The organism is Frankia sp. R82, assembly GCF_023716925.1.
Taxonomy (GTDB): Bacteria; Actinomycetota; Actinomycetes; order Frankiales; family Frankiaceae; genus Frankia.
This window is the reverse complement of record NZ_JAMQQG010000043.1, coordinates 15,630-37,305: the sequence shown is the minus strand read 5'-3', so window position 1 is coordinate 37,305 and position 21,676 is coordinate 15,630. Positions and strand designations below refer to the sequence as shown.

The 21,676-nt window shown below is 69.9% G+C and carries 35 protein-coding genes and 1 pseudogene; 8 read left to right on the top strand and 28 right to left on the bottom strand.

Translation table 11 applies throughout. The features are described 5' to 3' along the window. Nucleotides 1-40: 40 nt before the first annotated feature. The 9 genes from ND747_RS10880 to ND747_RS29755 form a co-directional block, all read right to left on the bottom strand. Nucleotides 41-1,045, bottom strand: a complete 1,005-nt coding sequence (locus ND747_RS10880) for a hypothetical protein (protein ID WP_251733390.1) — start codon at nucleotides 1,043-1,045, stop codon at nucleotides 41-43. Nucleotides 1,046-1,059: 14 nt separating this feature from the next. Beyond that, a complete protein-coding gene (locus tag ND747_RS10875) occupies nucleotides 1,060-1,533 on the bottom strand; it encodes a hypothetical protein (protein WP_251733389.1) in 474 nt (157 codons plus the stop codon). A gap of 182 nt (nucleotides 1,534-1,715) precedes the next feature. Continuing rightward, nucleotides 1,716-1,967, bottom strand: coding sequence for a hypothetical protein (locus tag ND747_RS10870; RefSeq protein WP_251733388.1), 252 nt, complete (start codon nucleotides 1,965-1,967; stop codon nucleotides 1,716-1,718). Further along, nucleotides 1,964-3,433, bottom strand: coding sequence for a DUF2637 domain-containing protein (locus ND747_RS10865; protein WP_251733387.1), 1,470 nt, complete (start codon nucleotides 3,431-3,433; stop codon nucleotides 1,964-1,966). The genes ND747_RS10870 and ND747_RS10865 overlap by 4 nt, the downstream gene beginning before the upstream one ends. A gap of 69 nt (nucleotides 3,434-3,502) precedes the next feature. Continuing rightward, nucleotides 3,503-3,697: a hypothetical protein gene (locus ND747_RS10860; protein ID WP_251733386.1), complete on the bottom strand. Its 195-nt coding sequence runs from the start codon at nucleotides 3,695-3,697 to the stop codon at nucleotides 3,503-3,505. Between the two features lie 45 nt (nucleotides 3,698-3,742). Then, complete coding sequence (locus ND747_RS10855) at nucleotides 3,743-4,027, bottom strand: hypothetical protein (RefSeq protein ID WP_251733385.1); 285 nt, start codon at nucleotides 4,025-4,027, stop codon at nucleotides 3,743-3,745. Further along, nucleotides 4,024-4,236, bottom strand: coding sequence for a hypothetical protein (locus ND747_RS10850; RefSeq protein WP_251733384.1), 213 nt, complete (start codon nucleotides 4,234-4,236; stop codon nucleotides 4,024-4,026). Before ND747_RS10850 ends, ND747_RS10855 begins: the two co-directional genes overlap by 4 nt. Continuing rightward, nucleotides 4,233-4,538, bottom strand: a complete 306-nt coding sequence (locus tag ND747_RS10845; RefSeq protein ID WP_251733383.1) for a hypothetical protein — start codon at nucleotides 4,536-4,538, stop codon at nucleotides 4,233-4,235. Before ND747_RS10845 ends, ND747_RS10850 begins: the two co-directional genes overlap by 4 nt. Nucleotides 4,539-4,614: 76 nt before the next feature. Further along, nucleotides 4,615-5,145, bottom strand: a complete 531-nt coding sequence (locus ND747_RS29755; RefSeq protein ID WP_251733382.1) for a WhiB family transcriptional regulator — start codon at nucleotides 5,143-5,145, stop codon at nucleotides 4,615-4,617. 419 nt (nucleotides 5,146-5,564) lie between these two features. Here ND747_RS29755 and ND747_RS10835 point away from each other — a divergent pair, with 419 nt between their 5' ends. Next, nucleotides 5,565-5,861, top strand: a complete 297-nt coding sequence (locus ND747_RS10835; protein ID WP_251733381.1) for a hypothetical protein — start codon at nucleotides 5,565-5,567, stop codon at nucleotides 5,859-5,861. A gap of 6 nt (nucleotides 5,862-5,867) precedes the next feature. On the opposite strand, the gene ND747_RS10830 is transcribed toward ND747_RS10835, so the two are convergent. The 19 genes from ND747_RS10830 to ND747_RS10740 form a co-directional block, all read right to left on the bottom strand. Continuing rightward, nucleotides 5,868-6,020: a hypothetical protein gene (locus tag ND747_RS10830; protein ID WP_251733380.1), complete on the bottom strand. Its 153-nt coding sequence runs from the start codon at nucleotides 6,018-6,020 to the stop codon at nucleotides 5,868-5,870. A 9-nt stretch (nucleotides 6,021-6,029) separates the two neighbouring features. Continuing rightward, on the bottom strand, nucleotides 6,030-6,515 hold the full coding sequence (locus ND747_RS10825; RefSeq protein WP_251733379.1) for a DUF4326 domain-containing protein: 486 nt from the start codon (nucleotides 6,513-6,515) through the stop codon (nucleotides 6,030-6,032). Next, nucleotides 6,499-7,272, bottom strand: coding sequence for a hypothetical protein (locus tag ND747_RS10820; protein WP_251733378.1), 774 nt, complete (start codon nucleotides 7,270-7,272; stop codon nucleotides 6,499-6,501). The genes ND747_RS10825 and ND747_RS10820 overlap by 17 nt, the downstream gene beginning before the upstream one ends. Nucleotides 7,273-7,341: 69 nt before the next feature. Beyond that, complete coding sequence (locus ND747_RS10815; protein ID WP_251733377.1) at nucleotides 7,342-7,815, bottom strand: hypothetical protein; 474 nt, start codon at nucleotides 7,813-7,815, stop codon at nucleotides 7,342-7,344. After that, complete coding sequence (locus tag ND747_RS10810; RefSeq protein WP_374216206.1) at nucleotides 7,812-8,180, bottom strand: hypothetical protein; 369 nt, start codon at nucleotides 8,178-8,180, stop codon at nucleotides 7,812-7,814. Before ND747_RS10810 ends, ND747_RS10815 begins: the two co-directional genes overlap by 4 nt. A 439-nt stretch (nucleotides 8,181-8,619) precedes the next feature. Then, entirely contained in the window at nucleotides 8,620-9,009 is a 390-nt protein-coding gene (locus tag ND747_RS10805) for a hypothetical protein (protein ID WP_251733375.1), read from the bottom strand. Beyond that, complete coding sequence (locus ND747_RS10800; RefSeq protein ID WP_251733374.1) at nucleotides 8,999-9,286, bottom strand: hypothetical protein; 288 nt, start codon at nucleotides 9,284-9,286, stop codon at nucleotides 8,999-9,001. Before ND747_RS10800 ends, ND747_RS10805 begins: the two co-directional genes overlap by 11 nt. Next, complete coding sequence (locus ND747_RS10795) at nucleotides 9,283-9,477, bottom strand: hypothetical protein (protein ID WP_251733373.1); 195 nt, start codon at nucleotides 9,475-9,477, stop codon at nucleotides 9,283-9,285. Before ND747_RS10795 ends, ND747_RS10800 begins: the two co-directional genes overlap by 4 nt. Beyond that, nucleotides 9,474-11,084, bottom strand: a complete 1,611-nt coding sequence (locus tag ND747_RS10790; RefSeq protein WP_251733372.1) for a hypothetical protein — start codon at nucleotides 11,082-11,084, stop codon at nucleotides 9,474-9,476. The genes ND747_RS10795 and ND747_RS10790 overlap by 4 nt, the downstream gene beginning before the upstream one ends. After that, nucleotides 11,081-11,332 (bottom strand): hypothetical protein, encoded by a 252-nt coding sequence (locus ND747_RS10785; RefSeq protein ID WP_251733371.1) that lies wholly within the window; start codon nucleotides 11,330-11,332, stop codon nucleotides 11,081-11,083. Before ND747_RS10785 ends, ND747_RS10790 begins: the two co-directional genes overlap by 4 nt. After that, nucleotides 11,325-11,483, bottom strand: coding sequence for a hypothetical protein (locus tag ND747_RS10780; protein WP_251733370.1), 159 nt, complete (start codon nucleotides 11,481-11,483; stop codon nucleotides 11,325-11,327). Before ND747_RS10780 ends, ND747_RS10785 begins: the two co-directional genes overlap by 8 nt. Further along, nucleotides 11,480-11,986 (bottom strand): hypothetical protein, encoded by a 507-nt coding sequence (locus tag ND747_RS10775; RefSeq protein WP_251733369.1) that lies wholly within the window; start codon nucleotides 11,984-11,986, stop codon nucleotides 11,480-11,482. Before ND747_RS10775 ends, ND747_RS10780 begins: the two co-directional genes overlap by 4 nt. Continuing rightward, nucleotides 11,979-12,179, bottom strand: a complete 201-nt coding sequence (locus ND747_RS10770; RefSeq protein WP_251733368.1) for a hypothetical protein — start codon at nucleotides 12,177-12,179, stop codon at nucleotides 11,979-11,981. The genes ND747_RS10775 and ND747_RS10770 overlap by 8 nt, the downstream gene beginning before the upstream one ends. Further along, nucleotides 12,176-13,291 carry a DUF5131 family protein gene (locus ND747_RS30070; RefSeq protein WP_285900333.1) on the bottom strand — a complete coding sequence of 372 codons (1,116 nt, stop codon included), beginning with the start codon at nucleotides 13,289-13,291 and terminating at the stop codon, nucleotides 12,176-12,178. Before ND747_RS30070 ends, ND747_RS10770 begins: the two co-directional genes overlap by 4 nt. A 1,354-nt stretch (nucleotides 13,292-14,645) precedes the next feature. Then, entirely contained in the window at nucleotides 14,646-15,062 is a 417-nt protein-coding gene (locus ND747_RS10760) for a hypothetical protein (protein ID WP_251733366.1), read from the bottom strand. Next, entirely contained in the window at nucleotides 15,059-15,352 is a 294-nt protein-coding gene (locus ND747_RS10755) for a hypothetical protein (protein WP_251733365.1), read from the bottom strand. Before ND747_RS10755 ends, ND747_RS10760 begins: the two co-directional genes overlap by 4 nt. A 178-nt stretch (nucleotides 15,353-15,530) precedes the next feature. After that, nucleotides 15,531-15,992 (bottom strand): hypothetical protein, encoded by a 462-nt coding sequence (locus ND747_RS10750; protein ID WP_251733364.1) that lies wholly within the window; start codon nucleotides 15,990-15,992, stop codon nucleotides 15,531-15,533. After that, complete coding sequence (locus ND747_RS10745) at nucleotides 15,989-16,558, bottom strand: hypothetical protein (protein ID WP_251733363.1); 570 nt, start codon at nucleotides 16,556-16,558, stop codon at nucleotides 15,989-15,991. The genes ND747_RS10750 and ND747_RS10745 overlap by 4 nt, the downstream gene beginning before the upstream one ends. A gap of 345 nt (nucleotides 16,559-16,903) precedes the next feature. Next, nucleotides 16,904-17,134 carry a hypothetical protein gene (locus tag ND747_RS10740; protein ID WP_251733362.1) on the bottom strand — a complete coding sequence of 77 codons (231 nt, stop codon included), beginning with the start codon at nucleotides 17,132-17,134 and terminating at the stop codon, nucleotides 16,904-16,906. Nucleotides 17,135-17,321: 187 nt separating this feature from the next. On the opposite strand from ND747_RS10740, the gene ND747_RS10735 reads away from it, so the two are divergent. From ND747_RS10735 to ND747_RS30060, 7 genes and pseudogenes are all read left to right on the top strand, one after another. Beyond that, nucleotides 17,322-17,690 carry a hypothetical protein gene (locus ND747_RS10735; RefSeq protein WP_251733361.1) on the top strand — a complete coding sequence of 123 codons (369 nt, stop codon included), beginning with the start codon at nucleotides 17,322-17,324 and terminating at the stop codon, nucleotides 17,688-17,690. Continuing rightward, nucleotides 17,687-17,881 (top strand): annotated as a pseudogene (locus tag ND747_RS30065) (helix-turn-helix domain-containing protein); the annotation flags it as partial. The gene ND747_RS10735 and the pseudogene ND747_RS30065, both read left to right, overlap by 4 nt. A 312-nt stretch (nucleotides 17,882-18,193) precedes the next feature. Then, on the top strand, nucleotides 18,194-18,580 hold the full coding sequence (locus ND747_RS10730; protein ID WP_251733360.1) for a DnaT-like ssDNA-binding domain-containing protein: 387 nt from the start codon (nucleotides 18,194-18,196) through the stop codon (nucleotides 18,578-18,580). Continuing rightward, a complete protein-coding gene (locus ND747_RS10725; RefSeq protein ID WP_251733359.1) occupies nucleotides 18,577-20,367 on the top strand; it encodes an AAA family ATPase in 1,791 nt (596 codons plus the stop codon). Before ND747_RS10730 ends, ND747_RS10725 begins: the two co-directional genes overlap by 4 nt. Nucleotides 20,368-20,378: 11 nt before the next feature. Further along, nucleotides 20,379-20,885, top strand: a complete 507-nt coding sequence (locus tag ND747_RS10720) for a single-stranded DNA-binding protein (RefSeq protein WP_251733358.1) — start codon at nucleotides 20,379-20,381, stop codon at nucleotides 20,883-20,885. Nucleotides 20,886-20,895: 10 nt separating this feature from the next. After that, on the top strand, nucleotides 20,896-21,204 hold the full coding sequence (locus tag ND747_RS10715) for a hypothetical protein (RefSeq protein ID WP_251733357.1): 309 nt from the start codon (nucleotides 20,896-20,898) through the stop codon (nucleotides 21,202-21,204). Continuing rightward, nucleotides 21,197-21,658, top strand: a complete 462-nt coding sequence (locus ND747_RS30060) for a DUF6011 domain-containing protein (RefSeq protein ID WP_374216205.1) — start codon at nucleotides 21,197-21,199, stop codon at nucleotides 21,656-21,658. The genes ND747_RS10715 and ND747_RS30060 overlap by 8 nt, the downstream gene beginning before the upstream one ends. Nucleotides 21,659-21,676 lie beyond the last annotated feature (18 nt).

The window sequence follows — 21,676 nt, the reverse complement described above, 5'->3', positions numbered from 1 at the left end:
CGGGTCCGAGGCTGCCTCGGGCCCGACAGAAACAGGCAGATCAGCTGGGCTGGTAGAAGTCGGTGCTGGTCGCCGCGCCGGTTGCTGCGCTGACCGCCTCACCCACATTGCGGTGCGGGATCAGGCCGGCATTCGCGTTGCCGGCGTCCACACGGATTCCGACGAGCTTTTCGCCGATTCCGGCGAGCGGTCCGAGAACTCCCGGGTCGGTGAGGCCGATCCGGTTGAGGGTGGCCCTGGCGATTTCCAGGGAGGCGATTACCTGCGCGGCGTACGTGTCGAGTCCCTGGAGGAATTTAGTGAGGTCATCGATATTGCTGGTCTCACCGGAATGCACGGCGTCTCCTTCGATTATGCGGGGGGGTGCTGTTTGGGTGGGGATTTCGGGTGGCGTGTCGTCTTTGACGAGGGTTAACGTCGGCCGGGCGGTCTGGGGTGCGTCCGGACGGGCCGGCTCGCCGACGTCGGCGTCGGGCTGTCCGGGGTCCGGACCGGTCCGGGATCCGCTCGAGCCAGGTCCGCGGTCCGGCTGGGCCTGGTCCGCCGGGGCCTCCCCCGGTCCGGACGGTCCGGACGGAGCTGGTGTGCCGGTCCGGACCGGTCCGGTGCCGCCCGGTCCGTCCGGTCCGGGGCCGGTCCGGTCCGGAGAGCCGGTCCGGACGGACGGACGGTGATCGTCGGACCGGGCTGGGTTGGCCGGGTCGCGGATCCAGTCCGGGACGTCGAGCTCCGGACCGTCCGGTCCGCGACGGCGGTCCGCCCGCCGCTTCTCCCGATCGCGGAACCGTTCCGCGGACCGGTCCGCGCGGACCCGGGCCTTCTCCGCCCGCAAGCTCTTCCGGGCGGACCAGTTGGTCTGCCACACCTCGCCGGCGGCGTTGGTGAGGGTGCCCCACAGGGCGCCCCGGCTGCGTCCTCGGAAGCGTCGTCCGTTGGCGAACTCGACCTCCCTACCCTTGATCAACGCTGTCTCTTTGAGGACGACGTCGCTGACGACCTCGAAGAGGGTCTTGGCGAGCCAGATGACGATCAGGGTTTCGATCATGGTGTCACCTCCTCTCAGGTGAGCTGGACAGCTAGGGCGATGGATGTGCAGGTCAGGAGCCTGCCAGGCCGCTGAACCAGCCAGGCGATGCCGTACAGCAGAGCGGTCACGGCGGTGGTGGCGGCTCCGATCCACCACGCCAACCGGGCGCCCGCACCCTCACGGGTCGCGACGTCGTCTTGGACCTCGTGCCAGACGTCGACGAGGGCCGGTGGCTCGGGGATCTGGCCAACCCGGTCGAGCACGGCCTGGCCGACTTTCGATCCGCCGGTGAGCGGTTCGGCGCGCGGCTCGCGCTCGGCGTGGAGCCCGGCGAGGTGCTGGACGGTCAGCGCGAGCGGGTAGGCGATGGCGGTGGCTGGGATGGCGATGGCGCAGGTGTACCACCAGTGGATCTTCCGGAGCTTGATCGCGTAGGGGTAGGTCCAAGCGCCTTCGGTCGAGTACCGAAGAAGATCGTTTGCAGGGGTGGGGGCGGTCTCCCACACCTCCCGATAGTCACCGAGAGTGGCCAGAAACCATGCCGGAAACTCTGGTCGCCACCCCTTCTCGGGGCCCGGAAGGGGCGTGTTAGCCTCGCGTGCGCGCGGGCGCGCGTTGGACCCGATTTCCGGGTCGAGGGGGGGGACGGCCGGAAACTCCACTGGGGATTCCAGGGTTTCACTCACAGTTACCGCCCTCCGGTCTGGGTGACGAGCTGGTCGGCGAGCTCGACGAGCTTGCGGATGGCCTGGTCGGCCGTTGAGTTCGCCGCCGCGGCGGTCACCTCGGGGTCGCTCATCGCGGAGCGGACGTAGTCGGCGGCGGCCGACACGCGCTGGCTCTGGTTCTTGGCCCGGCGGAACTTGGTGCTGAGGACGGCCTGCCGGCGGCGGTGGCGCTCGGCGGCGGTGGTGGCCCGACGGTCCTCTTTGCGGCTCATCGGGTGGTCGCCTCGCTCTCCTCGGGGGAGGGGAGGGGCAGTTCGGCGCGGAGGATCTGGCTGACCTTGCCGAGGAGACCGTTCTCAATTTTGATCTTGCGGTCCTCGGGGGCGTTCCTGATCTCGGCGCGCAACGTCTCCCTGTTGATCTTGTCGCCGCGCATCCACAACACCTCGGCGAACGGCCGGACCAACGGCAGCGCATCCCGGACCGCAGGCTCCATCTCGTCCGCGGACGGGCCATCCTCGGACGCCTCCTCGGTCCGCAACTCCGCGGACCGGTCCGCATCCTCGGCCCCACTGGCAGACCGGTCCGCCAGCCCGGTCCGGACCGGAACCTCCTGGTCTGCGGACCGGTCCGCAGCAACCTCCCCGTCCGGTCCGGTCCGGTCCGCGCTCCGGTCCGGCGTCCAGTCCGTCCGGACCGGCTCTCCGGACCGGTCCGCAATGCCGGTCCGCGGCTCGGTCCGCTCGTCTGCGGTCCGGTCCGCTTCGGCCCGGTCCGGTCCGGCGGTGATCGCGGTCCGGTCCGGAACCCAGCCGGACGGGACAGACCAGTCCGCAACCATCCGGACCGGGTCGTCCGCACCACCCGGACCCTCCGGACCGGGAGTCTCGCCGGACCGGACCGGGAGAAGATCGTCCGCCGCGGTCTGCTGGAAGTTCTTCCACCGGTCCGCTCGCCGGACGGACCTGAGCCCCATGCCAATGTCGATGGCCTCAGCCCGCGTCCGAATAGCCGGATAGGCGATCGTTGCGGTCCACGCCCAGAATGCGCGGACCGGAAAGCGGACGCAGTAGGCCAACCCGAGGCGGGGGCGGGGAACCGCAATGATTCCGAGTGCGCGCAGCTCCCCACGATTTCGGGCGCCGGTGCGAATTTCCCAGACCGTAATGCCCGCGAGAGAAGCGGCAGCAAGAAGAACCGCAGCAACCGCGTCGTCCCTGTGCGCATATCCGTTGACCGCGGCGGCGAACCCGGCGGCAACCCAGGTCAGGACCCGGGGCGCCAAGGCCCGCTCGCCGCGCATCCTCAGCTCGTGTGCGGTCAGCGCCATGCTGAGGGCAAGGCCCTCGACGAAGCCTGCGACCGCGACCCCAGCGGGGGTGGGCCAGTGGAGCAGATCCACTGCGATGGTGATCTGCCCGTAGACGGCGGTGCCGACGGCGAGCGCGTAGACGATCGAAGACCAGGCGCCGGCGGCGCTCCGCCGGCAGTAGCGGACCGGCGCGGCCAGAGTGCCGTTCACAGCGGCCTTCCGGCCGGCCCATTTGTCGGCCTTCTCGGCCTTGGCTGCGGCGGCCAGCTTCGCCTCGCGTTCGTCGGCTGCGGCCTGCTGGAGCTGTTCGATTTCGAGCTGGAGTTTCGCCCGACGGAAGTCGCGGTCGACGTCGGCGTCGGCATCCACACGCCGCTCCACGGGGTCGACGGGCGCGAGGTCGGTGGTCTCGGGCGTGCGGAGCATGACGGTCACCCCTTTCAGGTAGGGCAGGGTTGGCTGGCCGCCGGGCACGCTGTCCGGCGGCCAGCCGGGTCAGATGACGTTCTTCGCGCTGCTGAACAGCTGGCCCAGCGAGGTGTTGATCGGCTCGGCGATCGAGTGCAGATCAACTGCCAGGCTGATGCCGAGCAGGGCGAGGGCGCCGAGGAACATGTCCGGGGCCTGCGCGCCCTTCTTCCGGCAGCGCCAGACGCAGAGGCCGATGGCCACGATGGCGAAAATGGGCATGACAATCACTCCTAGTGAAGGCGGTACGGGGGTGGGTGAGCTGAACTAGCGGACGAGGTACCAGTAGCTGCCGAACACGCCGAGCGCGAGACTGACCATGGGCTCGGCCCACCAGGAACGGTCGGCGGGCGGCTGCGGGTCGAGCAGGCCGGCGGCAAGCTGGAACAGGCCCATCGCTGCCATCGGCGGCATGCTCCACACGGCCGCGGCCCGAAAGCCCTGGCCGGCGAACAGCACGGCGACGACTGCAAGGACGGCGAGGGCGGGCATGTAGGCGGCGGCCCACTCCAGCGGGCGGGCGATGCCCCGGCGCACGGTCGCGGCGTTCACCGGGCCCCCTGCAGCACGGCCAAGGCCCGCGTCGCCCACGCCGAGTTCACCCGGGCCTGGACATGCGCCGGGTTGGCGGCACAGTCCCGGGCCCACGACTGGTGGGTGTGGCAGGTCGTCCGGTCGCCGGCCGCGAGGACCCCGCGCTCCTCGAGCCGGTCCTCCTCGGCCAGTGCGGCGGCGAGTTCCTGGATGGCGGTGAGCATCATGCGGCCACCCCGCTCACAGCCGCCTCGTGGGCGGCGGTCTCGATCGCGTCGTTCTCCGCGGCGTCGAGCTGGCCGATCAGTTCACCGCGGCCGAGGACCGCGAACTGGCGGGCGCGACGGGATCGCGCCCCGACGTAGGCCTCCCACGCTTCGGCCAGCTCGGCGCTGGGAGCACCGACTGCCAGCAGGTTCACGTAGGCGGTGTGCAGGGTCTGCTCGGCTTCGATCTGGCCGAGGAGAGTGTGGGTGGCGGCCCAGAGGGCCGCGTTCGCCGCCTGTGCACGCTCAAGCTCGAGGCTCATGAGGTCCGGCCCTTCGAGCAGATCGAGTCGTGCTGGCCGCCGCCGGTGAGGACCCGGCCGCACTCGGAGCAGGCGTTCATGCCGCCACCACCTGACGGCTCTCGGCGACCTGCCGGACGGCCCGGCGGAGCTCCATCTGCGACATGCCGGCCCACACGCCGTGCTCCTCGCCCCGGGCAATCGCCGCGGTGCCGCACTCGACCTGGACGGGGCAGGGCCGGCAGAACCTTTGCACAGCCCGGCTGTCCTCGGCGCTGTCAGGAAAGAAAAAGTCCGGGTTGTCGGTGCCGGCGCACAGCGCACGGCTTTCCCACCCGACCGAGTCTCCGACGACCGGTGGAGCCTTTCTGGGCATGGGCCGAGCGACGCTTCCCAGGATGGTATTGGCCCGGTGCGTGTTCTTCTCGGGTTTCCACGACCAGTGGCGGATGCAGCCTGCGGATGCGCAGCTCTGACGGGTGATCGAATTCGCCGCAGGCCGGGCGCTGCCCTCGAGGAGAAGGACGGCGTGGTGGGGGCGGATCTGCTGTTGACCTACGTAGAAGCGGCCGGCGCCGCGGGGGTCGACCGGGCCGGTCCAGGTCCAGTGCTCGCCGGTGCGGTCCACGAGGGCCCAGAAGCGGGCGGCATGGGGGGCGAGATCGGCGCTGGTCAGCGGCGTGACGGGGCGCCGACGGCTGCGCAACGGTGGGGCAACACCGTGCGGGGGTGTTCGTGCCGGGGCACGGCATGGCAGGGTAGCCATGGGTTGTCCTCCTGGTTAGGTCAGGCGGTACGGCCTAGTCGTCCCGGGCCAGGGAGTGGAGTCCCTGCGCCTGGGGCGCACCCAGTGGAGTGGGGCGCTGTCTCGGCCGCGTATTCGGTTGTTTAAGTCGCTGGCACGACACTATCCCGAGAACCGGCAGTTGTGAAGGCCCCGCGCCGGTTATCGTGAAGGTTTTGGCTACGATTCCGAGTTGTCGCAGCTAGACTGCGGTGAAGGGTGACATGACACCGCCATGTCACCGGCCTGTCGACGGGGGTCGGGTGTCCGCTGGAACACCGAAACGCACTGTTCGCATCGCCGAGGACGAGTGGCGGGCGACGATGGCCCGCGTCCAGCGGTCCCGTGGACCCGGCGGGGAGGTCACGCCGGTCATCCGGGCGCTGCTGGCGATCTACCGGGCGGTGCCGCTGCGATTGGAACGGCGACTACGGGCCCGGGCACTCCTGGAGGACCGGACGGTGGCCGAGCTGGTCGTGGAGGCGCTCAAGGCCTACCTGGACGGCCCCGGACAGCAGCCGGCCCCGCCATCCGGAGACGACGGGGCCGACGGGGCGTAGGGGCGGCTACTGCCGGGTGGTCTGGCCGTTAGACCGGCCGACCCAGCCGTGCTGGCCTCGCAGGTGGACGTCGAGCAGCTGCTCGGCCTCCGCGGCGCTGCCGACCGGGTCGGAGACGGCGAGGCAGTACGGGCAGGTGAAGGTGTAAGGGGTAGTCAAGGCGGACTCCTATCGGCTGGGTGGGCTGGTGGAGAGCTGGGCGGCCCGGGCGGCCAGGACGTCCCCGTGACAGGCGAGCGGCGAGCAGTAGCAGGCGAGGGCCCGGCCGCGAAGCTCGGGGAGCCGGGCGAGCAGGTCGGGCCGCCGGTCGAGGTCCTCGGCGTAGCGGGCGATGACGGCGGCGCGCTGCTCCGCTGTGGCCCGGGCCGGGAGCCGGTGCGGGTTGCCCCACACGGTGCCCCGGCCGATGCGGACCAGGCGGCGCTCGTCGGCCAGCCGGCGGAGCAGCGGCGGGTACGGCTGGTACAGGCCAGGCAGGCGGACGACGACGGTGTCGCCGGCGGACAGGCGGGCGAGGATCTCCCGGTCGGCCTGGGTGAGGGTGACACAGCCCGGGCACAACCCGGTCCAGTCGATGGTGCCGGCGTCGCCCATCGCCGACTGGAGGAACGGGCTGCCACAGGGGCAGGCGACGCGCTCAACTGTCGATGGCACGGTTCACCTCGTCATCCAGGCGGGCGTTGGCCTTCGCTTCACGCCACCGCGTCTCGTAGCCGGCAGCCGCGTCACCGCAGCCACCGGAGCGGCGCAGGTGGAATGCGACCGGGGGGCCACCGGGCAGCAGCAGGTTGTCGCCGGGGAACGTCACGGACTGCTGACGCTGGCTGATCGGCTGCTGGCAGTGCCAGCAGGCACCGGGCGGGATGGACATGAGCTTCTCGACGTTGACCATCTCGCGGGACGCCTGCTTGGCCGCTTCGACCTCGGTGCACGGGTAGATCTCGCCGCACGACCCGCAGATGGCGTGATGTTCGGGGAGCGCCCAGCACTGGGCCCAGAAGTCGTGTGGCCAGCGCCAGTGCAGCCGCTTCCCGCCGAGGTGCGGGCGGACCATCACCACCCGGGGGCGGTTCCACCATGTGCCGGCGGTGCCGTCCCACAGGTCGTACACGTTCGGTGTGGTCGGGCCTTGGAACCGGGTGCCACTGGGCAGCGAGAGGGTGGCGCTGTTCTCGGCTAGTCGCCGTCGGCGATCTATGCGCTGGTCCCGAATGGCCTGTGCGTGTGTGAGCCGCAGGCGGTCGTATTCGTCCCAGTCGATGAGGTCGCGGTCACGAACCTCCAGTACGAACCAGATTTTCCGGTTGGAGGTGATGAGTGCCCGGGCGTCGGGCGGGTTGTGTGCGAGCGGGGAGGTGAAGCCTGCGCCGGCTGGACGCCAGCGTTCCGACCGAACGTTGACGCGGATCATCTGTGGCTCCTCGGGGTGCGCCCCGGGGCGGGGGTCTGACCGGCCCGCCCCGGGGACGTGGCGCGGCGGTCAGTCGTGCGAGTAGTCGTGAACCTCGAACCTGTCCGGACGGGCAACAACCCGGGCTGGATCCCCGAACGCATTGAGGGACACGTCCTCGTACGAGACCAAGTCCCCGCCGAGCTCGCGCAGCAGGCCGACCAGAGCGGCCAGGCCCGCCTCCCTGTCTAGGTCATACACGTCGAAAACGGGCAGCTCACCGTCCCCGACGGGAACGGTGTTATAGGAGGTGACACCGTCGGGCGCGGGATCCAGCACCACACCTTCAAGGTTCATCCCGAAGACGCAAGGCTCGCCGTCGTTGAAGTATGGGGTGTACTGCGTCCACACCACAGCCTTCACCCCCGCGGTCGCGAACAGGCGGTCAAGCGCGGCTTTGAACTCTTCGGCGGTCTTCTGCGGCCTGTCCCGGGGCTCCTGGTAGTAGGAGACCTCGCCTTCGATGGGCAGCCCGGCGAACGTGGTTGGGATATCGGTGCTCATTTCGCTCCTAGGAAGTCGCTCGTGGTGACGGTGCGGCGCTGGGCGCCGCCCATCCATGGCTGCAAGGTCATGTACTTCAGGTAGTCCTCGACGGTGGGGATCCGTCCGAGGTCTTCGATTACGTGCTGTTCGGCGATGAGACGTACGGGTATCCGGACCTCACCGTGCTCGCGCGGGACGACGAGGGTGGGGCCGAACATGCGGCCAGCCAGGTAGATGCCCCACGAGCTGTGGAGCATCGCCCGATGGCGCATGTCGGGAAACGCTTCTTTGGAGCTGTCGATGAACTCGTGCACCGGCAGGTACGTCTCTGGCTCACCGCCCCATTTCCGGGCGGAGGATCGGGCGTGGTACCAGGCGTTCACGGTGCGATAGCCCTCTCCGTGTGGTGGGGGTCCCGGCGCCGGCTCGGGGGTTGGCCGGCGCCGGGACGTGTAGACCGCCGTCCCGCTGCGGTCCGCGCGGACAGGACGGCGGGGCTCGGGGTCAGCTGCGGCGGATGCGTTCGTGGCGGCGGCCGGCACACCAGCCGGCCAGCCACAGCAGCAGAGCGGCCAGCAGCACAGCGGCGGCGGTGGCGACCAGGTCAAACACGGCAGGCCCCGGCTGGCGGCCTGGCCGGCCAGGTGGTGAACCCGCGGCAGGTGCACAACTGCGTGCCGACCGTGCCATCGCAGCCTTGCTCGCCGTCCTCCTCCTGCCAGTGCAGGCCTTCCGAGTGGCGGCAGCGACAGATGGCCGGCGGCTCCCAGACGGGCAGGGAGTCGGCCCCGTCCTCGAACCGTGGCGTTTCGACGGCGGTCATCAGACTCCGTCCGGGCGGCGACCGCCGGCGTGGACGATCGCGGCGGTCACGCAGTCGATGCCGTGCAGGCCCAAGGAGGTCAGGCAGTCCCGCAGATCAACCGGCCGGCCGCCGCCGAGCGAGCAGGCAATCACGAGGATCGCTCGCTCGCCCGACGATGCGGTTATCCGGTTGGGGTTGAGGGCCCGCCAGTCGATGCTGGCCATCGGGGTATCGCCAATCTCGTCGGGATCATCCGAGTAGTCGACCTTCAGCGCCGCGAGGTTTGCGGCGGCCCTGCGGATCCAGTAGCCGTTGTTCCAGCCGGCGAGGAGCTCGACGGCGGCTTCGGCCGTGTAGACGCCGCGGGCCTGCGCGCGCAGCGCGGCGAGCAGGTCGTCAGGCCACATTGCCGGCCTCCCGCCGCTGGGCTGCCTGACGGCGGTGCGCGTCGATCAGGACCGCGGCATCGCCGAAGTGCACCTCACGCCAGCGCTCCAGCTCCACCTGCAGGCCGAGGACGGCCCGGTGCAGGAGCCGCTCGTCGGCGGCGATCGTCTGCAGCCCCGGGTCCTCGAACGTGGGCGGGTAGCTCAGGTAGGCGCTGTCGAAGCCGCCCTCCTCGATCCTGAAGTCGAAGGAGACCAGCTCCATCCAGTCGTACTCGGACATCGCCGGGGTGGTCATCGGACATCTCCTCCTTGATCGTGGATGGGTGTTCGGGTGGTGCAGCGAGACGGATGGGTCTGCCCGCAGGCCAGCTGGCGTGCCGGGCCGGCTTGGGCGGCCCCGACGGCGAGCGCGACGAGCAGCAGGGCGAGAAGCGCTGCGGCGAGAACGACGGCTTCGCCGGGCGGCAGGCGGCGGGGAGCGGTCATGCGACACGCTCCCCGAGGATCGCCTGCGCGAGCCTGTGACTAACCAGAGCAGAGCAGTTGGGGGTGACCGCGTTCCCGAGCTGGGCTGTGCGGTCGCCGCGGTTGCCGAACAGGTGATAGCCCGCCGGGAAGGCCATCGCTTTCTTGATCTCCGTGTCGGGGTCGAGCATCCGGTAGGTGCAGCTATCGACGTCGCCGCCGTCGGTCGACACGAGCGCGAACCGGTCTTTTGTCGGCTGCGTAGGCAGGGGAACGAGCGTGGGTGTGCACCCGCCGTTGCCGTAGTACGAGGTGATCATGTGGCGGGCGCCGGCGGTGACGACGGCATGGTGCTCGCCCTGCGCGGACACGGTTCCAATCGGCCCCCACGCCGAATGGGCACGTCCCTTCTCCCCGCCGCCGCGCAGGCAGACGAGGAACGGGTCGACCCCAGCGGGGGTGGTGGCCAACGCTTCCCATTCGGTGGTGGTGCGGGTTCGGAACGGGTCGGCGGGGCTGGCCGGGCTGGTGTTCCAACTGCCACCGGTCGCGATCAGCGTGGGACTGGTGCCATAGCGGGCCAGGCCTGCGGCGATCCTGTCGCGGGTGGCCGGGCGCAGTACGGGCAGGCCGAGCCGCTCACGGTCGCCGACGAGTGGCCCCGTGACCGCCCAGTTGATGATGTCTGCGGCCGGTTGGACCAGCGGCTCGGCGATGGTGCGGCAGGTGGGGCATCGGTACCAGTACTGGCCGTTGCGGCCGTAGGTGCCGACCGGCTCGCCACGCCAAGGGTTCTTCCACGACTGCTTCGCCTCGACGAGGACTTCGCAGCGCGGGCACCAGGAGGTGACTCGGAAGTCGAGGTCGGGCCGTCGGCCCAGGGTGCGCTTCCACCAGATGATGTAGACGCGGTTGCGGAGTTGCGGCGCGCGGGTGACGCCGAGCGTGTCGTCCGCGGCGAACGCCGAGTTGAGGGAGACGATCGCATAGTCGTAGCCGAGGTCGTTCAGTTCGCGGCACCAGCGGGGCCAGTGCTCCCAGTCCACAACTTCGGGGACGTTCTCGATGATCCCGCCGAGGAAGGGCTGGCCGCGCATCGTCGCGGATTCGATGGCGCGCAGGACGTCGCGCATGGTGGCGCGGGATCGTGCGGCGGCCTCGTCGGCGGGGCGTTCGTCGTCGTGCTCCCACAGGCTGACCTGCTGGACGCGCCGGGTTTGCTTCTTACCCTGCGCCCGGGTGTGTGCCTTGCAGACCGGGCTGGCCCACAGGATGTCGGCGGCGGGGAGGAATCCGTACAGGTCGTCGCGGCCGACGGGCGGGTTGGTGCCCTGCCAGAACGGGTCGTTGTGGCGCCAGGCGCCGAGGTCGTGACGCCAGTGGTCGGTGTCGCGGTGGTTCGCGCTGTGCGATTCGATCGCGGTCTGCCAGTGGTTGATCGCCAGGGCCACTTTGTGTCCGGCCCAGATGAGGCCGGTGGATGATCCGCCGGCGCCGGCGAACAGGTCGAGGGCGACCAGCCCGCTTGCCGGGCGCGGGCAGGCGAAGAAGGGGTCGAGGTCGGGCAGGCTGTTCGTGTCGGCGCGGACGCGGTACCGGTCGATCGGGTCGAGGGTGGTCAGGGTCATCGTGCCGGCTCCGATGTTGGCTCCGGCCGGGGTGCGGACCCACCCAACGCCCCGGCCGGAGGTGTGGCCCCGCCGGCGCCACCCGGGGGGGTTGGCAGCGCCGACGGGAGAACAGGGGTTGTGTCACGGCCGTTGGCGAGAACCTTGATCGTCCGGTTCGCCGCGGACAGCGCCTCACGCAGCCGCGCGTTCTCGGCGTGAAGCTGATCGTTCTCGGCCAGCAGCGCGGACAGCGGATGGTCAGCCATGGCACATCCCGCCGCGGACGGTCGAGCCGCACAGGCCGCAGAGGCCAGTGGCCCGGTTGGCGAGCTGCTCGAAGGCGTGCGGCAAGTCGACGTGCACCACGGTCTGCCGGCTGGTGGTGCTGGCCGACGTCTGGTCGGGGAGGGCGCTCACCGGGCTTCGCCGCCATATGCGATGGCGATCTGCTCCCGCACCTCGAGGGAGCTCCGGGAGTAGAACTTCTCCGAACCCAGCTGCCCGGTCCGGCCCTGCCAGCGGACGGCATAGCCCTCCCCGGCGGCGACGATGAGACCGTGGATCAGGACCTTTCCCACGCCCGCGTCGCGGACCTCGACGCCCTGCCCGCCGTCGGGCAGGTCCACCGGGTGGACAGTGATGTGCGGGTAGCGGACCGCGTCCCACTCGGAGACAATCCCGCCCGGATGATGATCGTGTTTGATCGGCACCGCCCGGTGGGGTCCACGGTGGCCTGGGCGGAGCCGGCATTTGAACCCCTCCCAGCCGTCGTAGCCCTCCAGTGGGGTGCCGGTGTGCCAGCAGGCCACCTGGTCGTCGGCCATGGCCGCGACCGCCTGCTCGTAGTCGGAGCGGGTGAGGGGGACGGAGCGGGCGCCGGTGGTGATCGGCCCGCCGGCAACCTTGGTGGCGCTAGCCACGGGGACCGTCCTCGGGCAGCCGTCCGCCGGGGGCCTCACGCCGGTCGTACGCCTCGACGGCGAGAGCGGGGAACGCGCTGTGGAGGAGCCGGCGGTTGATGGTGTCGGCGCGGAGCGCAGCGGCCATGATCAGGGCGTCGAAGGAGACGTCGTCAGCGAGCTTGAGGGCGGCCTGGAAATCGAAGAGGCTCATGATGCGGCTCCTGCGGGGGCGTGGCGGGCGGGCATGTCGTCGTGGACCCGGCCGTCCAGCTCGCGGCCGGCGGCCTTCACACCCCACCGGCGGATCGAGGCGTGCATCGACTCGTCGACGGAGCTGCGCTCGACGGACCACGGCCGGTGGGAGTACTCGTGGGGCTGCCAGCCGTACTGGTCGGCCCAGACGGCGTAGCCGTGGGTGGCACCGACCGCCTCAGAGGCGGCCTTGGCGGCGTTCAGTTCGGCGACCAGCGCCGGGTCGCCCCGGTCCGCCGCCCACCGTTCGACCAGCTCCGGGTCGACGGGCACCTTGTGCTGGGCCGGACCCCAAGACCCCCACTGTTTGAAGAAGAAGGCCCGACCCCGGCTGGTCGTCTGGTCGCGCAGGCCGCGGGCCCACAGCGGGTGCATCGGCCGGGCCCGGTGGCCCGACTCGCCGCCGACGATCACCCAGTCGATGCAGCCCGGCGCCGCCGCGTAGATCTCACCCGTTACCGGGTGGATGACGTCCCCGGCGAGGGCGTCGATGTGGGCGCCGTTCCGCGCCTTCAGCCTGGTGAGATCGACCGGGCCGAGGAGCGGCTCGGCGGACACCACCCTGACCGCGGCCGGTGTTGCCAGCAGCGCTGGGATGCGCAGCTCCGCGGTCCGCTGGTCTTCGGCGCTCACCCCGAGCCAGACGTTCGGCAGCGGCCACCGCATCCGGTGGTACAGGCCCGGCTCGATGCCCGGGACGTACGTCGGGCTGTGCGGGGTGGACGCCCAGTCCATCGCCGAGCGCAGGTGAATGCCCGGCTGGTGGCCAGCGCCGCAGCGGCATTCGTCGCGGAGGAACGAGCGCATCCGGCCGTGACGCTTGGTGAGCACGATGTAGGTGTGCTGCGGGGTGGCGGCCATGACCGCCCACATGCGGACGATCGCCTCGTCGGGAACGTCGTCGTGGAAGACGTCGCCCATGGAGTTGACGAAGTAGGTGGTGGGCTTGCGGCGGCGCAGCGGTGCGGTGAGCCGCTCCGGGTGGACGGTGATGTTGAAGCCGTTGGGGTAGGCCTTGGTGCCGGCGAACCGGTGGGCGATTGTGGCCGCGTAGCAGTTGTGGGTCAGCATCCCCTCCGCCACGAAGGTCCCGGTCGACACGGTGATGTCGACGAGGCGACGGACGGGACCGCGGCGGACACCCACCACCATGTGGTCTTCGGTTTCGACTCTGCGGCCATAGAAGTCCTGGCAGCGCCGTGTCATCGCAGGCGAGATCGCGGCGAGGAAGGCAATGTTCTCTGGGATCCCACCGACGAGACGGGCCCCCGGGCATCCGCCCGAGTAGTCCTCACGCTTCAGCTCGAAGCCAAGCTCCTTCGCGAACCGGACTGCCATGTCCAGCACGTCGTTCGGCTTCGCCTGGTGGAACCGCAGGTTGCCTCCGGTGTACGAGGCGTCGGTGTCGAACATGCCCGCGAGCCATCCGGTCATCCACTCGGTGGTCGGCCGTTCCTCGCAGAGGCCGGCGATGAGCGGCATGTGGGCGAGCCGACGGGTCTCGACCTTCGCCATGGGGACCGGGTTGTCGGTGAACACCGATGGCCCGCTGTCGAAGGGCCGAACAGCGACGTCGATCTCGAAGTGGCTCAGGTAGTCGACGAGCCGATCGAGTACGACCCGGTCCGATTCCGGCTTCGCGACACGCCAGTAGGACTGGGGGAACCCGAGCTTGTCAGACCGCCATGACGAATCCCACCGGAAGGTTCCATCACCGGCTGTGACACCGGCGATGTAGCCAGCTCGGTAGTCGGTTGACGTCCGGAGGTCGCCTCCTGCCAGCCGCACAGTTCGGACGGGGGTCTTGAAGGTGAGATCTACGGTGGACCGCCACCACTGCGACGCGCCCCGCTTTGCGATCAGCCACTTGTGGTCTTCGCTGGCGACTGCGCGGGCACCGTTCGCCAACTCGAACTCGACTGTCGGCTTCTCCGTCTCCCAGACGGCTTCGACGACCCCTTCCTCCCAGACTCGGTTCTGGCCAACCGCCGGGGTGTCGGTAAAGCTCACGAGGCGGTCGCCTACCTGGATGTCCTTGATCGGGACCCAGACCATGTCCGCGCGGAGGACCCGTGTCTCAGGGGCGAGGCAGTTGTCACAACCGCTACTGATCTTGGAGCATCCGTCGATTACGTTCCAGGTCTCGCCTGGGGTGCCGTCGACGTTCCGGACCCATTCGATCTTCGTAGGCATCAGTGGCGCTCCCCGAACGCGATGGCAATCAGATCCCCACCAGCGGGGCCCGAGGGCCGTGGGTCCCACATCCTCACCGGCACAACCGTGGACCTCACCGGCACAACCGTGGACTCGACGGCAGGCGGACGGCCCGAGCTACCGGCGGCTGTGACACCTGCGACCGCGGCGGAGAACGCGGCGCCGGCGGCGGCAACGCGGAGCGGCGAGACGTGACGGCGACGGTGGGCGCTCATGACCGGCCCGCATGGCGGTCCATGAACTCCAGACCGGTCATGTACCGGCCGCCGACGCTGAACCCTGTTGCCACCCAGCCGCGCTTGATGAGCTCCCGGGCACCCGGGCGGGTCATCTGCCGCTCGGACACCAACCAGTCCTCGAACGCCCGTTCGGTCTTGAACACCGGGCTGACCGGGGTGCCCTCGGTCACCGTTTCGTACAGGCACCAGCCGAGCGGCGTGCTCTCATCCCACGTCGGCATGTAGTCGGCCGGGTTCGGGGCGGGCTCGCCGTGTTCGCGGGCGTACTCCACCTGCTCGTGGTAGGAGGGGCCGTCGAACAGGCCGATGTAGCGGGGCTTGCCGTTCGGGTAGCGGCCGTCACGAGGATGCAGCCAGTCGAGGGCGACCCGGCGGATCTCGTAGCTCATCGGCCAGACCGCCCGCGCGTCCCGCGACGCTTGTCGACCTCGATTTTCCACAGCCGGTCCAGATCGGCGTCGGTGATGCCATGCACCGGGTCACGCTCGAGGCCGAAGGCCTGGTAGAAGGCGATACTCCGCCCCTCGATCAGGTCAAGCGACAGGTTGATCACCTGGTCGTAGACATCCTGCTCGGGGTCGATGCGGTTCGCCCACCCCTGAGATTTGGTGAGCTTGTCGAGGTAGTTGGCGCCGGTGGCGACCCTGCCGGCGGCAAAGTCGTTGTTGGTGCTGGTCACTGGTTGCCTCCATAGGCAGGAACGTCAACGTCATGGATCGGGTCGTCTGCCTGGCGCAGGCAGCTCAGACAGCGGCCGGTCCCGGTCAGCCGGCCGTACGTGCCCAGCAGCAGCGGATGCGACTGGTCGGGGTTCGGGAACGAACCGCCGCAGGGAACCGCCGCAGCGCCGCCGCTGGTCACTGCGCCCCCGCGGGAAACATCGGCGCGGAATCGGCCAGCGTCTTCGCGTGGCGCAGGTGCTTGTCGATGAACTCCGGGTGCCGGCCGGACTGCGCGATATACGTCTCGAGCGTGGCGGCAGCCAAGGTCTGCTCGTCGCGGGTCAGCGTCGCCCAGGGGATCGCACTGCCGTTGTAGATCGCGACGGTTGCGACGACATAGCCGACGTTGATCAGGCTTGCTGTTGCGGCCCGGCCCTTCGGGCTGCGCTCGACCGCCACGCGGACCAGGCCTCGCTCGTCGACGATGGTCGAGGAGTTCGGCTGGCTGTCGGATTCGCGCCAGGCCCAGCCGTTCGGCAGGGTGACGTGGCGGAACAGCGGGTTCCCGGTGACCGGCCGTCCGAGGGTGAACCCGAGGTCGGTCCACTCCTTGGTGTCGGCCGGGTACAGGTCGGCCGGTATCTGGTCGGCGCTCATGCGGCGACCGCCGACCCGGCGAAAAACTCGCCGTACAGGCCCTCCAGCAGCCGGTAGGTGGCCTCCTCGTCGTAGAAGACGCCGGCGGCCAGCTCCTGGGCGAACGCCGCATTCGAGGCGGTGAAGCCTGCGCCGAGGTGCCAGGAGCCACGGGCGCAGCCTTCCGGGCAACGCTCGCAGTAGTGGACCTGGCCGCCGGCCGGGCGGGAGTGGACCCGCACCCGGGCAAACAGCTGTGCTTCGTCGAACCGTTCGGCTTCGATGGCTCCGGCGGGGCCGGTGACGAGCAGAGCCCGTCCGGCGCGGCTGCGGGCCAGGCCCGGCGCGGCGGTGGTGGCCTGCCGGTCGAGCGCGGCCTGGACGTCCCGGGCCGCCTGCAGCGTGGCCTCGCGGAGCTCCGGGTTGGTGATCGCAGGGGCGACGACGGTGAGGACGTCGCGGACGATCTGCTCGGGCGTGCCCAGGTCGGGCTGCTCGACGAGCAGCCGTTCAATGCCGGCCTGGCCGCCGCGGACCGCGGTGATCCACGGCTCGTACAGGTCTGCAATGTCAGTGGTGTCGATCATGAAGCCCCCCTTGCTGGCGTCCAGCGACGCCTAACATCAGGTTCCATGTTGTTCCATGATTTGTCAAGCCTGCCGCGCACCTCCGTCACCAGCGCGATGACCTGCAGCAACAAGCATCATCGGCACCCGCGAGCGCGCCGAGCGACAGCCAGGACGCGACCCGCTAGCCCCCGATCCGCTCGACAGCAGGTATGTTCATGGAACATCCTGTAGGAGACCGGAGCCGAAGGGGGCACCATCAGACGCTCACAGCCCCTCGCCCGCACCGGAGGGCCCACCCGACGCACCCCACTGACCGCCAGCGGCGGACTCCAGCAGGGCGCGCCCTTCACCCGGAGCGGACGGCTACAGCCGGTCTCCGCGAAGCGGCGGGCCGAGAACCGGCAGCGCGGCCAGGTCGTCGCCGCCCTGGCCGCCCTGGCCGCCGACGTCGAGCCGGCCGACCGCTGCCCGGCCGCCGGCGCGTTCCCCGCGGTGCCCTGCGGCGGCCCGGTGGATGCGCACGAACCGCTCTCGCGGGCCCGCGGAGGATCCATCGTCGACCCGAACAACATCAAGTTGATCTGTCGGCGGCATCACGACCACATCCACCACGTCGACCCGGTAGGGGCCACGGCCGCGGGCTGGCTCATCCCGTCCTGGCAGGCGCGAATGGCCTCGTAAAAGCGAGAAGCCCGACCGGAAGGGGGGCAACCGGTCGGGCTTCTCGCCGCCATCCGAGTTAGCAGCTCGGACCACAACATGCAACTAACGAAAGGCTATCATGCCTGATCCAAATCCGCACCCCGACGCCCAGAACTGTGACGGGGAACCAGAATCCCTGCGCGCCGAGTGCCTGACCGAAGACCAGTGCTATCAGGCCCGCTACGACCTCGCCGCGCAAAGCAGCATGAGAGATGCCGCCGCCCGCGGCATGGACAAGCTGCACCGCCAGCTCGGCATCGAACGGCAGAACGCGGAGGAATGGCGCCGGCGGGCACTCGACGGCGCCGCAGGAAAACTCCAGACCCGCATCAGCGTGGCGATCTCCATCCTGTCCCATGGGGGGGACGGATCCGCCGAGCGGGCAATCCTCGTCCTTGAAGGCCGCGACGTCGTCGACATCAACGCGCGTCGGGCCGGTGGCCAGTGAGCACCACTGCCGTCTCCTGGGCCCTCTACGACGCCCCCGCAGGAGACCCGACTGCCCGCCTGATTCTCGTCCGTCTCGCCGAGCAGGCCGACCGCGACGGCCGTCACGCATTCCCCTCCGTCCCCAACATCGCCGAGGACATCGAGGTCCACGAGCGGACCGTGCAGCGGCACCTAAGCAGCCTTGAAGAGCGCGGACTGATATCTCGTGGCGACCAGGCCCACGTCTCCCACTACCCGCCCGACCGCCGCCCGGTGGTGTGGGACTTGAACATGTCCATGCGCCGGGAACGGCACGACAAAACGTCACCCCGTTCAGGACGCCCACCCGGCAAGCGGGGTGACACTAGCGCCACCCCGATCGGCAAGAACGGGGTGACATCGGCGTCGGAACGGGGTGACACCGGTGTCCAGAACGGGGTGACACCCATGTCACCCAAACCAAGTACATCTAAACCACCCATGACTCCTACGGAGTCAAACCAAGACCCATCCCTTCGGGATGTGTCCGCGCACGCGAACGCACACACACGCGAGGAAACCCCTCCGGCCCAGACCGCCGAGGAGGCCCCGGACGCGAAGGTCATCCCGATCCCCACGTCCGACTCGAAGCGGGCCACCCGCCTCCCGCAGGACTGGAAACCGTCCGAGCGCATGGCCGAGTGGACGCTCGAGCAGGGCGTGACCCGCGACGAGGCGATCCGCACCCTGGCCCGCTTCCGCGACTACTGGGCGGCTGCCTCCGGCCGGAACGCCGCGAAGAAGGACTGGCAGGCCGCCTGGCGGAACTGGGTCCGCGACGACATCGACCGCGGCCGGATCGGGCAGCAGGCCCGACGCCGAGCAGCAACCACCCAGCTCGCCTGGGACGCCGGCGTGGTCTACCGATGAGCGCCGCCGACGGGCCGATCGCCCGCGTCCTCGAACACTTCCACGGCACCCGCAGCTCCGGAACCGGCTGGGCGGCCCGCTGCCCCACCGAGGCCCACGCCAACGGCGACCGAGACCCGTCCCTGTCGATCGGAGTCAACCCCGACGGGCACGTGCTGATCCAGTGCCATCGCGGCTGCGACACCGACTCGGTGCTCGCCGCCGCAGGGCTGTCTATGGCCGACCTGTTCCCACCTCGGGAAACGAAGGGTCTGGGAACGCCGACGGCCACGTACGTCTACGAGACCGCCGACGGTCAGCCGACGATCCGCGTCCTCCGGTTCGTGCCGAAGACGTTCCGCCAGCAGCACTGGGACGGCTCCCAGTGGACGTGGGGGCTCGGCGGCGCCACCCCGCCGATCTACCGGCTCCCGAAGGTCCTCGCCGCGGTCGCCGCCGGCCAGCCGGTGATCATCTGCGAGGGGGAGAAAGACGTCCACGCCGCCGAACGGGCCGGCTGGGTTGCGACCACGAACGCGCAGGGCGCCGGGAAATGGCGCCGCGACTACTCGAAGATCTTCAAGGGTGCGACGGTGCACGTCGTCGCCGACAACGACGACCCGGGCCGGCTCCACGCCCAGGCCGTCGCCGACCAGGTCGCCGAGTACGCGGCCACGGTGCACCTGTGGATCCCACCGGACCACAAGGATCTCCACGACCATCTCGCTGCCGGCCGCGATGTCCGGGACCTCGGCCGGCTGATCCCGGAGGAGGCGCCGTCCGGGCCGTCGACGGAGCGGCAGCTGATGGGGGCCGCGCTGATGGCCCTCGCTGGGCAGATCGCCGCGGCGGCGAACGACCCGAAGCGCACATCGAAGCAGGCGATGACCTACGTCCGAGAGCTCGTCACCGGCCTGGACGTCCCCGAAGCGGAAATCACCGGCCTGCATGAGCTGCACTCGTTCATCTCCACTGCGGAGGAGGAGTTCGACTGGCTTATCCCGGGCCTTCTCGAGCGCATGGACCGGGTTGTCATTGTCGCCCCGGAAGGTGCGGGGAAGACACAGATGGCCCGCCAGGTTGCTATTATGGCAGCACAGGGAATTCACCCGTTTACGTTCGAGCAGATCCCACCGGTCCGCACGTTGATCGTGGATCTGGAGAACCCTCCGAGGAACATTCGACGGAAAACTCGAAACATTGTTCGCGCGGTGGAGATGGAACGTGCCTACGAGACGGGCCGCTGCTGGCTGTGGACACAACCGGCGGGCATTGATCTGCGGTCCGGCTCGGAACTGAAGGCGCTGCACCAGGTGTGCGAAATGACCGAGCCGGACCTGATCTGCCTCGGCCCGCTGTACAAAAGCTTCCTCGAGAACGGCGAAAAGGCGGAAACGATCAACGGGGAGGTGGCGCGGATCCTCGACAACATCCGGGCCACCTTCGGTACGGCCCTGTGGCTCGAAACCCACGCACCCCTGGACACCGGAGGGGGGCGGAACCTTCGGCCGATGAACTCCGGGGTGTGGTCACGCTGGCCCGAGTTCGGCATCAAGCTCGTACCCCACCCGGACGATCCGACGAACCGCCTGCTGACGTTGGGCCGGTTCCGCGGGGACCGCGACGAGCGGGATTGGCCGATGGCGATGAAGTGGGGGGCGCGCTGGCCGTGGCAGCCGCTGTGGAGCGAAGAGGAGGTGGAGAGCTCGATCGAGGTGCTGAAGGTGAACCCACCTCGACAGGACCGGTCCTATGAGGCGGACGAGAGCAGCAACGTGTCGTGGATTCACGGCACGAATGCGAGTTGAGGAGTAGAGAAATGGCCGGAGAGACGACGATCACTGTAGTGGGCAACCTGGTTGCCGATCCCGAACTGCGGTTCACGCCGAACGGTGCTGCGGTCGCGAACTTCACCGTGGCGTCGACCCCACGGACATTCGACAAGCAGACGAACGAGTGGCGCGATGCGGATCCGCTATTCATGCGCTGCTCGCTCTGGCGGCAGCCGGCGGAGCATGTCGCCGAGTCGCTGCGCAAGGGCATGCGGGTGATCGTGACCGGCCGGTTGAAGCAGCGGTCGTTCGAGACCCGCGAGGGCGAGAAGCGCACCGTCATCGAGATGGACGTCGACGAGGTGGGTCCGAGTCTGAAGTACGCGACGGCGAGGGTGGCCCGGGCTGAGCGGGGCCAGGGCGGCGGGCAGCAGCAGGGGTACGGCCAGCAGGCGCCGGCGCAGGGCCCCGCCGGCCAGCAGCCGTCGGCGGCGGGCGATCCGTGGTCGCAGGCGGCCCCCGCGGGCGCGTACTCCGACGCACCTCCCTTCTAAGGTGGGGATCATGGCCGAGGAGTCGAGGGTGGGTCAGACGTCCATCCCTGGCCACGGCCTGCAGCGCGAGGGTCGAGCGTTCACCGTTCCGAACTGCTGCGGGTACAGCCTCACGGATACGACGCCGCAGCTCGGCGAGCCGGGCCGGTATGGCGGACACGGGGTGTGCCGCTGCGGCGAGGTGTCCGACCATTTCGATTCGACAGCGGCCCGGCGCCGCTGGCACAACCGACACAAGGACGAGATCCGCCGTGGCTTTGTCGGCAGCCCGGCCGCCGAGGCGGAGCCGCCGGCCCCGGAAGGCGCCGGCCGTGGGTGATCGGGAGGAGCCGGGATACTTCGCCGTCCCCGATCCCCTCGACGGGACGCGGATGTCGTACTGGTATCGGTCGAGGGCGGCCCGCTCCGCCGGCCAGCTTGCGCCGTGGCCGCCCCGGCGGAACCGGTGGGGGCATCTGCTGAAGCGCGACGTGCCGTTCGATAAGGCCGCGGACCCGCCCGGCTACCGGGCGTTCGTCCGGGAGCACTTCGACCGGGTCTTCGACGCGAGGGTCGAGGCGCGCCGGCTGATCGAGGCCGACCCGGATGCTGCGTCGGCCCGATTCGCGGCGCTGGCCATCCGCTGCTGCTGGTGTGGGAAACAGCTCGCCGACGAGCACAGCCGCGTGTACGGGGTGGGCCCGGAGTGCCGGCAGGGCCTTTCGGCGGAGGAGTTGGCGCGGATGGTGGAGCTGGTGGCCGCCGCGCACGCCGAGGTGCTCTCGGACGCCTGACCTCGACCGGCTACGAGG